Source organism: Streptomyces sp. NPDC051578, assembly GCF_044454045.1.
Classification (GTDB): domain Bacteria; phylum Actinomycetota; class Actinomycetes; order Streptomycetales; family Streptomycetaceae; genus Streptomyces.
In genome coordinates, this window is the sequence record NZ_JBITDH010000007.1 from 293,477 (window position 1) to 307,284 (window position 13,808).

A 13,808-nucleotide genomic window follows, 5' to 3' on the forward strand; every position below is an offset into this window, starting at 1 on the left:
GCCCGCTAGGTGCCGCAGTTGACCTGGTCGCCGGTGGCCACCGCGAACTGGCCCCGGTAAGGGTCGTCCGCGCGGACCGGGATCACCTTCTGGTAGTCCGTGCCCGCCGTCACCAGGACCGTGCGGCCCTGGCCCGGTACCGCGCGCAGCTCGCTGCCGGGCAGGGCCGTCGCCACCGTGCGGGCCGAGCGGTCCCAGCGGGGGTCGTAGGTGATCACCGTGCGCTTGACGTCCCGGCGGGCGCCGGCGCCGGGGACCCCGGTGGTGTCGAAGCCGGTGGCGCGCAGCGCGGAGTCCACCCGGCCGCCGAGGCCGGCGATGCGGGTGCCGTTCTCCACCTGGACGCGGATCTCGTCGGGCGGCACGTCGACCGGGACCGCCGTCGGGGGCCGGCCGCCGCCCTGGGCGGGCTGGGCCGGCCGCCCGGCGGGGGCGTCGGCCAGGGGCCGGTCCTCGCGGAGCGACTCGAAGAGCTTGGCCGCCTTCGCCTCGTCCCACTTCACGGTCGAGCCGATCCCCTTGACCTCGTACGCGGTGTCGCCGACCGGCACCGAGGCGAACTCCGACGAGGAGGGGGTGAAGCCCCGCATCGCCTGCCCCAGAGCCAGCATCTGCTCCGAGCCGAAGTCCCGGTCGGCCCGCACCGAGCCCAGCAGCGTCGAGCTGACCTGCTTGAACTTCACCGGGTTCAGCAGCACCCCGCTGCTCGTGGCCTGCTTGATCAGGGCCGCGATGAACCGCTGCTGGCGCTGCATCCGGCCGAGGTCCGCGGCCCCGTCGACGTGGCGCGAACGTACGTACTGCAGGGCCTGGCCCCCCGTGAGGCGGTGGGTGCCGGGCAGCAGCTCCAGCCCGGTGTAGCTGTCGCGCATCGTCTTGGCGGTGCAGATCGTCACACCGCCCACCGCGTCGACGGTCTTCATGAAGCTGGTGAAGTCGACCTCCAGGTAGTGGTCGATCTTCACCCGGGTCATGTTCTCCACCGTGCGCACGGTCAGGTTGGGGCCCCCCTCCGAGTACGCGGCGTTCAGCTTGACGGCGTGCGCCTTGTGCGGGCGACCGGTGTTCTGGTCCTGGTGGGCGGGGACCTCGGCGTAGCTGTCCCGGGGCAGGCTGATCACGGTCGCCCGGTCCCGGTCGGCGGACAGGTGCACCAGCATGATCGTGTCCGTGCAGTGGCAGGGCGCCCCGCCGAGGCGGTACTCCCGCTTCTCCTCCGGGGTGATCTTGTCCCGGCCGTCGGTGCCGACGAGCAGGAAGTTCATCCCGTGCCCGGCCTGCGGGCGGTTCTTCATGTCCTTGAACGGGTCCACCCGGTCGATCCCGGTGTCCAGGCCGGTCATCACGGCGTGCCCGACGGCCCCGCAGGACAGCACCACCACCGCCAGGCCGCCCGCGAACCGCACCCCCCACCGGGGCCCCTCCCCGGGGCGCCGGACCGGGCCTCCGCCACCACCACCGCCGCCACCACCGTGCGGCGCGCGCCGGGGCGGCCGTGGCCTGGCGGGACGGGTGGGACGGTGCGGCTGGGGCACGGGGGACACCTCCGCGGGGGAGCAGCAGGGCAGGGGGAGGAGCGGCAGGGAACGACAGCGAGCGGCAGGGACAGCAGGGACAGGCAGTGCCGAAAAAGGTAATATCGGCGGTTTTGTCGGCTATGGGGGATTGGCGGATCGTCAGAACAGTAGGCCCATACGATCAGCGTCCGGCCGTACCGCTCGTCCGCCGCGCACCCGGTTCCCCCGTACGCGGTAACGTGACACCGATACCCGACCGTGAAGGACCACATGCCCGCCCAGCAGCCCGCAGTCTCGGTGATCATGCCGGTGCTCAACGAGGAACGCCATCTGCGTGACTCCGTCCGGCACATCCTCGGCCAGGAGTACTCAGGCGAGATGGAGGTGGTGATCGCACTCGGACCGTCCACGGACCGCACCGACGAGATCGCCGCCGAGCTCGTACGCGAAACCGCGTCCGACGAACGAGCCCGCGTCCACACCGTCCCGAACCCCACCGGCCGTACCCCGGCCGCCCTCAACGCGGCCATCAAGGCCTCGCGTCACCCGATCGTGGTACGCGTCGACGGTCACGGCATGCTCTCCCCGGACTACATCGCCACCGCCGTCCGCCTCCTGGAGGAGACCGGCGCGCAGAACGTCGGCGGGATCATGCACGCCGAGGGCGAGAACGCCTGGGAGGAAGCCGTCGCCGCCGCGATGACCTCCAGGATCGGCGTCGGCAACGCCGCCTTCCACACCGGTGGCGAGGCCGGCCCCGCCGAGACCGTCTACCTGGGCGTGTTCCGGCGCGAGGCACTGGAGCAGCAGGGCGGCTACAACGAGGAGTTCATCCGCGCCCAGGACTGGGAGCTGAACTTCCGCATCCGCGAGGCCGGCGGGCTCATCTGGTTCTCGCCCGAGCTCAAGGTCCGGTACCGCCCGCGGCCCTCCGTACGGGCGCTCGCCAAGCAGTACAAGGACTACGGACGCTGGCGCCACGTCGTGGCCCGCTACCACTCGGGCTCGATCAACCTGCGCTACCTGGCCCCGCCGACCGCCGTCTGCGCCATTGCGGCCGGGCTGGTGGCGGGTGTCGCCCTCACCCCCTGGGCCTTCGCCGTCCCCGCGGGCTACCTCGCGGCGATCACCGCGGGTTCGGTCCCGGCCGGCAAGGGGCTCTCCCTCAAGGCCCGTGCGCAGATCCCGGTGGCCCTGGCGACCATGCACATGAGCTGGGGCTTCGGCTTCCTGACCAGCCCGCGCGCGCTGGCGGACAAGGTCATCGCCAGCCGCCGCCCCTCGGTGCGCCGCGACCCCTCCGAGGTCTGAGCGGCCCGCGCCTGAACGGGACGGCCCGTACGCGAAGGGGACGGCCCGTACGCGAAGGGGACGGCCCGCAGGGGAAAGGGGTGGCCCCGGTCCGCAGCAGCGGACCGGGGCCACCCCTTCGCCCTTCCGGCTCAGGTCACCACCGGTAGGGCTTGTACACGTCCATGCACTGCCCGCTGTCCGCGCCGTTGATCGCCTCGGCCGTGTCCGGGACCGACCCGGCCACCGGGGCGGCCTGCTGCGGGTAGGCGGTCCCCTCACGCCAGTCGGCTCCCACGATCAGCGTGATCCGGGAGACGTCGGCCGACTGCTGCACCGCGCTCGCGGGGATGCCCAGCGCCGCGGCGACGCTCTGCGCCTCATCGGCCAGGTCCGCACTCGGGTAGCGGACCACGGTGGTCTTCTCCGGGATCAGCGCGCTGTCCGCCTTGGCCCCCGTGAACCCCTTTTCGGCCAGCGCCCCCGCGACGGCGGAGGCCCGCTGCGGCGCGAGCGGCATCCCGGCGCCCGTGCCGTTGACCACGTGCACGGTGATCTTGTCGGGCGCGGTGACCGGCTGTTGCGACGCGCCCGCGCCCGGCGTGCTCTGTCCGGGCTGCGGGGCCGGCTGGCCGGGCTGCGGGCTCTGGGCGGCCTGCGGGTCGCCGTTCTTGTCGAAGGCCACGTCCTTGCGGAGCATCGTCCACAGCTTGTCGGCGTCGCCCTGGTTGACGATCAGCCGGTCCTTGTCCCGGGGGTCCTGGAACGTCGGCATGGTCGTCATGGTGATGCGGTTGACCGGTACGTCTTTCAGCTGCATCGTCAGGCCGTACAGCTTCTTGACCGAGCCGATCTCCTCGGAGACCTCCAGCGCCTTCGTGGCCGCCTCCGCCAGGGCCGTGATCCGGCCCACGTCGGTGAAGGCGTTCTGGCCCTTCAGCTCGCGCATCATCGAGTTCATGTACATGTGCTGCGCCTGCGCCCGGCCCAGGTCACTGCTGAACGCGTGACGGGTGCGCAGCCACTGGAGCGCCTGCTCGCCCTTGACCTTGGTGACGCCGGCCTTCAGCTTGAGGCCGGAGCCGCCGTTGGAGGTCGGCAGGGGGCGGTCCCAGACGTTGTCCTTCACGCAGACGTCGACGCCGCCGATCGCGTCCGCCATCTGCACGACGCCGGAGAAGTCGATCATCATCCAGTGGTCGATGTAGACGTTGGTCAGCTTCTCCCAGGTGGCCAGCGTGCAGCCGGGACCCCCACGCCCGAGGGATTCGTTGATCATGGCGTGGGTCTTCTTGAACTTCTCGCCGTTCTTCGGGTCGGTGCACTCGGGTATGTCCACCAGGGTGTCGCGCGGAACGCTGACCACCGAGGCGTTCTTCCGGTCCGCGGAGACGTGCAGCAGCATCTGGACGTCGGCGAGCGGAGGCGCTCCCACGGCGTCCCGGTCGCCGCCGAGCTCCAGGTTCTCCGGCTTGTTCCGGCTGTCCGAGCCGATCAGCAGGATGTTCAGCGGACGCTGGCCCTTGGCGTTCGCCTCGGTCTTGGCCACGCCGCTCTCACCGCTGAGCCGCTGGCCGCTGCGGATGTTGCCGTCGAGGTGCCGGTAGTAGAGGTACCCGGCCGCCGACGTCGAAAGGATCAGGAACGCCAGGACCGAGGCCACCCAGAACAGCACCCGCCGACGGCGCCGGCGGACGGGCCGCCCTTGGCGCCCCGGGGGCCGGGCCCCGGCGGAACCCGACCGCGGTGGGGGCACGACGCCGGTCGCACCCCCACCGCCGCCGGGTATGCCGTCGCCGGTGGCCTGGTCGGGCGCCCCCTCCCCACGCACGCTGCTGTGCCTCACGCGTACCCCCCTCAAGATCACATCGATCGGTGTGCTGCCGGTCCTGCCGGCTGCCGGCCGCCGTTCGGCGGCCGGTCGACGAGCACGGCGGCTGTCAGCCGCCCCCCCAGGACGCCCTCGGGCGCCGCTACTTGGCGCAGATGGCCTTGTCCGCCTCTACCCGCTGGACACCTTCGGGCGCCTGCTCCGGTACGGGACCCGAGATCGGGACGCCCGGTTCCTTGAAGTCGGCGCCGAGGGTCAGTTTCATCGGAGTCCGTGGCGCGGCGTCCATCGACCCCACCTTGAGGGCCGAGCCCGCGAGCCCCATCATGTCCGCCAGCGCCCGGGCCTGGTCGGCCTGGTTGGGCGCGTACTCCAGCTGCGTGGTGTCGACCTTCACCGGGGCGTTCCCCAGGTTGCTGGCCTTGCCCACGCCCTTGCTGTTCTGCAGCCAGGTCAAGGTGGTCGAGGCCGACCCGGCCGGACCGCCGCCGTTGAGCACGTTGACCCGGACGTCCCCGGCGGGCGCGCGGTTGCCCTGGAGCTGCGCGTCCTGCTTGTTCTTGGCGTCCTGCTTCGCCGCCTGTTCCTTCTGCTCGACCTCGGTGAGCGAGACGTCGCCCCGGACCATCCGCAGCAACGGATCGGCCTGCGAGGGGTTCAGCACGACGGTCGCCTTGTGGCCCACGGGCTCGTTCGGGTTGTCGAGCACCGGCAGCGTCGTGAAGGTGATGTTCTTGAGGTTCATGTTCTTCAGCTCGCCCGCCAGCGCGGTGAGCTGCCCGATGGACCCTATGCCCTGGTCCACGCTCAGCGACTTGGTGGCCGCCTCGGCGAGCGAGAGGAACTTCTTCGGACTGGTCAGGGTCTCCTTGGACTTCATCTCGCGCATCATCGAGCCGAGGAACTGCTGCTGCGTCTTGATGCGGTCCAGGTCGCTCTCGTTGCCGAAGGCGTGGCGGGTGCGTACGAAGGCCAGCGCCTGCTCGCCCTGCAACCGGCTCTCGCCCGCCGGCAGGTCGAGTTTGGAGTCCTTGTCGTGGACGGCCTTCTCCACGCAGACCGGCACTCCGCCGACGGCCGTGCTCAGGTTCTTCACCGCGTTGAAGTCGACCATCATGAAGTGGTCGACCTGGATCCCGGTGATCTGCTGGACCGTGCGCATCGTGCAGCCGGGGTCACGGCCCTCCTGGCCCAGGCTCTCGTTGAACCGGGTCGCGCGCTGGCCGGGAATGTCTTTGACCGAACCGTTCGGCTGCTTCGTCGGGCACACCGGGATGTTGGTGATCAGGTCGCGCGGGATGGACAGCGCCGTCGCGTTGCTGCGGTCCTTGGAGACGTGGAACAGGATCGTCGTGTCCGCGTGGCCGACGCTGTTGGCGTCCCCGTAGCCCTCGTTGCCCTCGCCGCTGCGCTTGTCGGTGCCGATGACCAGGATGTTGATGGGCTGGTCCTTCTTGAACCCGCCCGTGCCCGCGGAACCGGTGTCGATGACGTTCAGATTGCTGTTGAGGTGCTCGTAGTACAGGTACGCGCCCAACGAGCCGGCGACGAGGACGAACGCGAGGGATCCGCCACCGATGACCAGCGCCTTCCTGCCGCGGAACGGGCGCTTCCCGCCGCCGCCCTTGCGGGAGCGCCCGGGTTTGCGCCCGCCGCCCCCGGGCGGGACGTCGCCGCGCCGGGGCCCCGGGACAGCCGGGGACGCGGGGGTGGCGGGGGGAGCCGTACGCGAAGTGCGCGATCTGCGGGGGGCGGCGACGGACGGCTGCTGCGCAGCGGAATTGCCCAGTCGCAGTTCGTAGTTGCCGGTGCGGGGGTTGAGAACCCACTGGTCAGCGGGGTCGATTTCGTCCGCCCGCCCACGGCTTTGCGAATCCACGGTTGCTCGAATCCTCCGTCGGTGCCTCGCGACGCGCCTCCCCCAAGGCGCACGGTCAACGTCCGGCTGCTGGTACCCGGCGTCCTTAGCGGCCTGGGCACCGGATCGCTCACCTTATCCGGCCATGTCGGCCGCAAACCATGGCGGTGACAAAACCCACCCCCCGCATAACGCCCAAAACGCCCAACCTGTGCGGTTAGCCGTTGGCTTTTTGGATTGCTTTACCGGCATCCCGGGGTGTCCGCCGTGGTCCCGGTGAACGTCGGGACGGGTGAGGGGGGCACGCCGGTTCCCACGAGCCAGGGGTAGACGGCCTTCGGCCCGTCCGTCGGGGACGGTCCCGCGGGCGGCTGGGGGGCCGTCGGTGAGGGTGGGGTGACCGTCAGCGGCTGGTCCGTGCGCAGCCGGAGGAACAGCCGGTCCGCGTCCGGTTCGACCAGTTCGTCCCTGTTGGGGTCGGCGGCGTACGGCCGACGCGGCACCGTGAGGAACCTGACCTCGTCCGTCGGTACGTCCCTGACCCCGCGGACCAGTTCGTACAGCCCCCGCAGCGTTGCCAGCCCCGGGTCCGTGGTCACCGCCGACGTCGCCGCGTCCAGCAGCGGGTAGAGCCGCCCGGGGTTCAGCAGCACCCCGTTGCTCTGCACCTTCTGCACCAGCGCGCCCAGGAACTGCTGCTGGCGCCGCATCCGTTCGGTGTCGCTGCCGTCGCCCAGGCTGTAACGGGCGCGCACGAAACCGAGGGCCTGCTCCCCGTGCAGCAGCTGACGGCCCGCCGGCAGCCGCAGTTTCGCCTCCGGGTCGTCCATCGGCTGTCGCAGGCACACCTCCACGCCGCCGACCGCGTCGACCATCTTCTTGAACCCGCCGAAGTCCAGCACCATGTGGTGGTCGATCCTGATCCCGGAGAGCTTCTCCACCGTACGGATGGTGCAGGCGGCCCCGCCCCACTCGTACGCCCAGTTGAACTGCGCCCGCTGCTCCTCGGTGCGGCTGCCGTCGGCCTTGAGGCAGGCCGGGATCTCCGTCACCAGGTCACGGGGTATCGACACGGCCGTCGCGCTCTTCCGGTCCGCCGGCAGGTGCAGCAGGATCGCGGTGTCCGAGCGCTGGGTGCCCCTGTCCCGGCCGTAGCGGGCGTTGTCCTTGCCCGAACGGGTGTCCGAGCCGATGAGCAGGATGTTCTGGGCGCCATCGGTGAGGTGCCTCGGGCGCTCGCGCTCGTAGCGCTCCAGCTCGGCGGCGGCGGAGGCGTCCGCCCGGATGTTGCCCTCCAGCTTCCGGTACAGCCACCAGCCGGCGGCCGCCCCCGCCAGCACCATCAGGGCCAGCCCGAGCGCGATCCAGCGCAACAGACGGCGCCGGCGGCCGCGCGGGGGCGTGGGAACACCTCCGGGCCGTCCGGTGCCGCCTCGTATGCCCGCGCTGCCCCTCACTTCCGCACCGTCCCCTCACCCGTACCGATCGGCCGCACGGGTGGGTACGGCCTGTGCCGATCCTGCCCCCGGCCGGCCGGGGCGGCCCGGGGGCAGGGCCTTGTAAAGGGCCGTGCGGGTGACAAATGGCGAAGGTGCGGGCGGTACGGGCCGAACGCCGGTCAGGCGGTGTGGGTGACCCGCTCGCTCTCGGTCCGCTGCGCCAGCGCGTCCTGCGGCAGCCGGTCCAGGTTCCGGCACAGCACCACGGAGCCGCCCGAGGCGAGAGGGGCGAAGAGTCCGGCCGAGAGCCCCTCCCAGGTGTCGTAACCCAGGCCGGACAGCATCCGCGAACCCTCGCCGAGGCCCCGCTTCGCCGCGTCCTCGCGGGCACGCCCGACGACCTGGGCGTACGAGAGCTCCTCGCCGCCGACCACCAGCCCGGGGGCGTCCGCGTCGACCGGCTGGAAGGGCGCGAACCGGTCGCCCTGGCCCGGCACCTCCACCGCGTAGTCCGCGAACCCGGCAGGCGGCTGCGGGAAGCGCCCGCCCAGCGGCCGCAGCGCGAGCGCCACCCGCTCCCCGGAGCACGCCGCGGCCTCCTCCAGGGTGTCCGGCCCGCTCACCACCACATCGGCGGCGGCCGGATCGCCGCCCACCTCGGCGACGACCCCGACGGAGGCGCAGGCGAGCAGCCACACCGCGCTCTGCCAGTGCGCGGGGAGCAGCAGCGCGAGCCGCGTCCCGGGCTCGGCGCCCAGGTCTCCCTGCAGCAGATTGGCGGTCTTGGCCACCCAATTGGCGAAGGTGGCGACGGACAATTCGACGCGCTCGCCCGTGGCGTCGTCGTAGAACGTGACGAGGGGGCGGCCCGGATCGGCGGCGAGCGCGGATCGCAGCAGGTCGGCAGGGGTGCGGTCAGTGGCGTTCACCCGCCACAGCGTACGCGCCGCCCTCCGCCGTACGGCGGAGGGCGGCTCCCCCGTACAGTGGAGGGGTATCCGCGTTGCAGCGGACGGGCCGTCAGTTCCCCGATGGCGGTTCGCGAGGGGCGTGCCCAGCATTCTTCCCATGCGTGGATTCCTTGCTTCCTCGATCGGCGTCGCGACGGCTGCCGCACTGGCCCTGCCGCTCGCCCTGACCACTCCGGCCCTGGCGGCCGTGCCCCTCGGCACGGCCGCCCCCGTGAACCCAGCCGGGTCCACCCAGTCGCTGCCGCTGGTCCCCCTGGGACCGGCCGCGGACCGCACGCCCGGCGTCCCCGGCATGAGCACCGCCCCGCGCCTGCCCGAGACCCGCGGCCTGACCGCACGCGAGGTCGAGAAGTTCTCGCTGGTCGGCGTGGTCTGGGACGACGCGGACACCCGGCTCCTCGGTCGCGTACAGGTCCGTACCCGCTCCGCCCGGACGGCGGCCTGGTCCGACTGGCAGGACATCGAGACCCACAACGGCGATCACGCCGCCGACCCCGACACGGCCGAACGCGGCTCCGGACGCGTCCGCGGCAGCACCGCCCCGCTGTGGGTCGGCGAATCGGACGGCGTCGAGGTCCGCGTCCAGGCCGAACAGGGCACCCGGGCGGCCTCCCCGCTGCCTTCGGGCATGCGGCTCGAACTGGTCGACCCCGGTACGCAGACCAGTACGACGGTCGCCGACGGCAAGAACCCCGGCGGGACCGGCGGGCGCGCGGCGGGGCGTCCGCGCGACGACGACAAGGGCGACGCGGAACTGGCCCCCGGCATGACCATGGAGATGACGGAGTCCTCCGCCGCGAACGTCCCGCTGGCGGCGCTCGGCGCCGACGAGATCACGGCCCTGGACAAGGCCGACTCCACCGCCGACGCGGTCGCCGCGAGCGACGGCGGCCTCAGCGCCGCCGCCCGCCCCTACATCGGGCCGCGGCCCCGGATCGTCACCCGCAAGGGGTGGGGCGCGGACGAGAGCCTGCGCGAATCCGGGTTCGTGTACACGAGCACCGTGAAGGCGGCCTTCGTCCACCACACCGCCTCCGGCAACAACTACGCCTGCGAGGACGCCCCGTCGGTGCTGCGCAGCCTGTACCGCTACCACGTGCTGAGCGAGGGGTGGCGCGACATCGGCTACAACTTCGCCGTCGACAAGTGCGGGACGGTGTACGAGGGCCGGGCGGGCGGAGTCGCCAAGCCGGTGCTCGGCGCGCACACCATGGGCTTCAACACGAACAGCATGGGCGTCGCGGTGATCGGCACCTTCACCTCCACCGCCCCGCCGGCCGCGGCGGTCAAGGCGGTGGCCGGCCTGACGGCCTGGAAGCTCGGGCTCTTCGGCGTCGATCCCCGCGCGAAGACGACCCTCACCTCGGGCGGCGGCAACCGGTTCAAGAAGGGCACCAAGGTCCGGATGAACGTCATCTCGGGCCACCGCGACGGCTTCGCCACGGAATGCCCCGGCCGCCGCCTCTACGACCAACTCCCCCCGACCCGCACCACCTCGGCCAGACTCCAGGGCCGCTGACCCCGAATCCCCCCGCCCCACCCCGAGCCCGCCCGGCGGGCCGGGGGCGCCGGGGGGGATCCCGGCCCCCGGCCCCGGGATACGCTCAAGGCGTGGCCGCCCGCTTCGACCCCCTCACGCCCACCGCCGCCCGCGGCGGTCGCACCGGCGTGCCCGCGGGCACCGGCCGCCCCGCCGGAGCCGGCGCCCGCAGCCGCGTCTGGGCCCCGCCCGGCCCCGTCGACCTCGGCCTCACCCTCGGCCCCCTGCGCCGCGGCCCCGCCGACCCCACCTTCCGCACCACCCCCGACGGCTCCGTCTGGAAGACCAGCCGCACCCCCGACGGCCCCGCCACCCTCCGCCTGGCCGCCGCCGCCCACGAGGTCCGCGCCGAAGCCTGGGGCCCCGGCGCGGCCTGGGCCCTCGACACCCTCCCCGCCCTGCTCGGCGCCGACGACGACCCCGCCGCCTTCGTCCCCCGCCACCGCCTCCTGCACGCCAGCCACCGCCGCCGCCCCGGCCTCCGCCTGACCCGGACCGGTCTGGTGCTGGAGTCCCTCATCCCGACGGTGCTGGAGCAGAAGGTCACCGCCGACGAGGCCTACCGCGCCTGGCGCCGCCTGGTGCGCCAGTACGGCGAGCCCGCCCCCGGCCCGCGCCAGGACCTGTACGTGATGCCCTCCGCCCGGACCTGGACCCTGATCCCCTCCTGGGACTGGCACAAGGCCGGCGTCGACATGAAGCGTTCCGCCACCATCCTGCGCGCCGCCCGCGTCGCGAACCGGCTGGAGGAGGCGGCGGCCATGGACCCCCTCGCGGCCGCGCAGCGCCTGGAGGCCGTCCCCGGCATCGGCCCCTGGACCTCCGCCGAGACCCTCCAGCGCAGCAACGGCGACCCCGACGCCGTCACCACCGGCGACCTCCACCTCCCCGGCATCATCGGCTACGCCCTCGCCGGGGACCGGGACGCCGACGACGCCGTCATGCTGGAGCTGCTCGCCCCGTACGCGGGCCAGCGCCACCGCGCCGCCCGCCTCGTCCTCCTGGCCGGCCACGCCCCGCCCCGCCGGGCCCCGCGCATGTACCGCACGGACATCGGCAAGATCTGACGCCCGCTACGCCACCGGCTGCGTCACCGGACCTCGATGAACGCCGCCGCCTCCCGCGCGGGCCGCTCCGCCGGGGCCGCGGCCGGGTGGCCGACCGCCACCGCTCCCATCGGGTCCCAGCCCTCGGGCAGCGCCAGCACCTTGCGCACCACGTCCCGGCAGAACATCGTCGAGGACACCCACGCCGAGCCCAGCCGTTCCCCGGCCAGCGCGACCAGGAAGTTCTGCACGCCCGCGCCCATCGCGACCACGAACATCTCCCGCTCGGCGGCGTCCCGCCGCGCGTGCCCGTAGTCGTGCGCGCCGTCCGTCACCATGCACGGCACCACCAGGTACGGCGCGTTCCGCAGCACATCGCCCCGCCGGACCCGCTTGGCGATGGACTCCTCGGACTTGCCGTCGCGCCGCAGGTCCTCGACCCACGCGTCCCGCATCGCGTCGAGCAGCTCCAGGCGCGCCGCCGCCGACTCCAGCAGCACGAACCGCCACGGCGTCGTGTGGTGCGGCGCCGGTGCCGTCACCGCCGCCGCCACCGCCCTGCGGACCGCGCCCGCGTCCACGGGGGCGTCCGTGAAGGCCCGTACGGTACGGCGCTGCGTCACGGCCTCCCGCACCGCCTCCGAGGTGCCGAGCCGGAACATGTCGTCGCCCGCCGCGCGGACCAGGTCCGCCGCCGAGGACCCCTCGCCCAGGAGGTGGGGCAGTCCGCGTACGACGGCCACCGGCAGCCCGGCCGCCTTGCCCTTGACGAGGTCCCCGGCCGCGGCGAGTTCGTCCGCGGTGGCGACGATCGTCGCGCTCAGCGGGTTGCCGTGCGCGTCGCGGCCGCCCCGCAGGTCGTCCAGTACGCGCACCCCCGCCGCGCCGATCGCCACGTCGGTGAGCCCGCTGCGCCAGGGCCGCCCGAAGGTGTCCGTCACGACGACGCCCACGTCCACCGAGAGCGCCTCCCGCAGCCCTTCCCGGATCGCGGCCGCGGAGGCGTCGGGGTCCTCGGGGAGCAGCAGCACCGTGCCGGGCTCCGTGTTCGAGGCGTCCACCCCGGCGGCCGCCATCACCAGGCCCCGCCGGTCCTCGACGATCCGCAGGGCGCCGCGGCGGGCGACGACCCGTACGGTCTCGGCGTCTATCGCCTCCTCGCGCGAATCGGCCCGTACGATCCGCCCCTCCGCCTTGGACACGATCTTGGAGGTGACCAGCAGGACGTCGCCGTCCCGCAGCCCCGGCTCGGCGGCGGCGATCAGCCGGGCGACGTCGTCGCCCGGCCGGACCTCCGGTATCCCGGTGACCGCCCGCACCTCGTACGAGGGGGCACTCACCGGGAGGCCTCCGCCAGATCCAGCGCGGCCCGGGCCATCTCGGCCGTGGCGGCGGTGTCGGTCATCATCAGCGGCACCGCGCGGCAGGCGATCCCGGCGGCCTCCACCTCGGCGACGGCGTCCGCGTCGGCGGTGTCGACGAGCCAGCCGTCCAGCAGCCCGGTCCCGTAGTGCAGGGCGACCGCGGCGGCGGTGGACTCCACGCCGACAGCGGCCAGCACCTTGTCCGCCATCCCGCGCACGGGGGCGCCCCCGACGATGGGGGAGAGGCCGACGACCGGGGCCCCGGCGGCGGCCACGGCCTCCCGGATGCCGGGCACGGCGAGGATGGTGCCCACCGACACGACGGGGTTGGACGGCGGGAAGAGGATCACGTCGGCGGCCGCGATGGCCTCCAGCACCCCGGGGGCCGGCTTGGCCTGTTCGGCGCCGACCGGCACCACGGCCTGGGCGTCGACGCCGGCGCGCATCCGGACCCAGTACTCCTGGAAGTGGACGACCCTGCGCTCGCCGGTCTCGGGGTCGTTGAGAGCGACGTGCGTCTCGACGCGGTCGTCGGACATGGGCAGCAGCCGTACACCGGGCTGCCAGCGGTCGCAGAGGGCCTCGGTGACGGCGCTGAGCGGGTACCCCGCACCGAGCATCTGGGTCCGGACGATGTGGGTCGCGAAGTCGCGGTCGCCGAGGCCGAACCAGGTGGGCCCGACCCCGTACGCCGCGAGTTCCTCCTTGACGGTGAAGGACTCGTCGGTGCGGCCCCAGCCCTGGTCCTCGTTGATGCCACCGCCGAGGGTGTACATCACCGTGTCCAGATCGGGGCACACCTTGAGCCCGAACAGGTGAATGTCGTCACCGGTGTTACCGATGACCGTGATGTCCGCTTCGGGGACGGCGGACTTGAGTCCGCGCAGGAAACGGGCGCCGCCGATACCGCCGGCCAGAACAACAATGCGCATGCGGCCAGTCTGTCAGCCGG

10 protein-coding genes are annotated in these 13,808 nt (G+C 73.1%); 3 read left to right on the top strand and 7 right to left on the bottom strand.

Annotation, left to right across the window (positions count from 1 at the left end):
- Positions 1 to 5: 5 nt before the first annotated feature.
- Entirely contained in the window at positions 6 to 1,406 is a 1,401-nt protein-coding gene (locus ACIA6C_RS26535) for an LCP family protein (protein ID WP_399279472.1), read from the bottom strand.
- A gap of 381 nt (positions 1,407 to 1,787) precedes the next feature.
- On the opposite strand from ACIA6C_RS26535, the gene ACIA6C_RS26540 reads away from it, so the two are divergent.
- On the top strand, positions 1,788 to 2,828 hold the full coding sequence (locus ACIA6C_RS26540) for a glycosyltransferase family 2 protein (RefSeq protein WP_399279474.1): 1,041 nt from the start codon (positions 1,788 to 1,790) through the stop codon (positions 2,826 to 2,828).
- Positions 2,829 to 2,964: 136 nt separating this feature from the next.
- On the opposite strand, the gene ACIA6C_RS26545 is transcribed toward ACIA6C_RS26540, so the two are convergent.
- The 4 genes from ACIA6C_RS26545 to ACIA6C_RS26560 all read right to left on the bottom strand — a co-directional run bounded on the left by ACIA6C_RS26545 (position 2,965) and on the right by ACIA6C_RS26560 (position 8,864).
- On the bottom strand, positions 2,965 to 4,653 hold the full coding sequence (locus ACIA6C_RS26545) for an LCP family protein (protein ID WP_399279476.1): 1,689 nt from the start codon (positions 4,651 to 4,653) through the stop codon (positions 2,965 to 2,967).
- Between the two features lie 127 nt (positions 4,654 to 4,780).
- Entirely contained in the window at positions 4,781 to 6,517 is a 1,737-nt protein-coding gene (locus ACIA6C_RS26550; protein WP_399279478.1) for an LCP family protein, read from the bottom strand.
- A 221-nt stretch (positions 6,518 to 6,738) separates the two neighbouring features.
- Positions 6,739 to 7,935 carry an LCP family protein gene (locus ACIA6C_RS26555; RefSeq protein ID WP_399279544.1) on the bottom strand — a complete coding sequence of 399 codons (1,197 nt, stop codon included), beginning with the start codon at positions 7,933 to 7,935 and terminating at the stop codon, positions 6,739 to 6,741.
- 179 nt (positions 7,936 to 8,114) lie between these two features.
- Positions 8,115 to 8,864, bottom strand: a complete 750-nt coding sequence (locus ACIA6C_RS26560) for a TIGR03089 family protein (RefSeq protein ID WP_399279480.1) — start codon at positions 8,862 to 8,864, stop codon at positions 8,115 to 8,117.
- Between the two features lie 139 nt (positions 8,865 to 9,003).
- Here ACIA6C_RS26560 and ACIA6C_RS26565 point away from each other — a divergent pair, with 139 nt between their 5' ends.
- Entirely contained in the window at positions 9,004 to 10,425 is a 1,422-nt protein-coding gene (locus ACIA6C_RS26565; RefSeq protein WP_399279481.1) for a peptidoglycan recognition protein, read from the top strand.
- Between the two features lie 92 nt (positions 10,426 to 10,517).
- Positions 10,518 to 11,513 carry a DNA-3-methyladenine glycosylase family protein gene (locus ACIA6C_RS26570; RefSeq protein ID WP_399279483.1) on the top strand — a complete coding sequence of 332 codons (996 nt, stop codon included), beginning with the start codon at positions 10,518 to 10,520 and terminating at the stop codon, positions 11,511 to 11,513.
- Between the two features lie 23 nt (positions 11,514 to 11,536).
- Here ACIA6C_RS26570 and ACIA6C_RS26575 read toward each other — a convergent pair whose 3' ends face one another.
- Both ACIA6C_RS26575 and cofD read right to left on the bottom strand, forming a co-directional pair.
- Positions 11,537 to 12,832: a coenzyme F420-0:L-glutamate ligase gene (locus tag ACIA6C_RS26575; RefSeq protein ID WP_399279485.1), complete on the bottom strand. Its 1,296-nt coding sequence runs from the start codon at positions 12,830 to 12,832 to the stop codon at positions 11,537 to 11,539.
- The gene (gene cofD / locus ACIA6C_RS26580) at positions 12,829 to 13,788 is read right to left on the bottom strand and encodes a 2-phospho-L-lactate transferase (RefSeq protein WP_399279487.1); all 960 of its coding nucleotides are present in this window, start codon (positions 13,786 to 13,788) and stop codon (positions 12,829 to 12,831) included. The genes ACIA6C_RS26575 and cofD overlap by 4 nt, the downstream gene beginning before the upstream one ends.
- Between the last annotated feature and the right edge of the window lie 20 nt (positions 13,789 to 13,808).

Coding starts and splice junctions, on each gene's coding strand:
- ACIA6C_RS26540 (WP_399279474.1), top strand. CDS start 1,788: ATGCCCGCCCAGCAGCCCGCAGTCTCGGTGATCATGCCGGTGCTCAAC.
- ACIA6C_RS26565 (WP_399279481.1), top strand. CDS start 9,004: ATGCGTGGATTCCTTGCTTCCTCGATCGGCGTCGCGACGGCTGCCGCA.
- cofD (WP_399279487.1), bottom strand. CDS start 13,788: ATGCGCATTGTTGTTCTGGCCGGCGGTATCGGCGGCGCCCGTTTCCTG.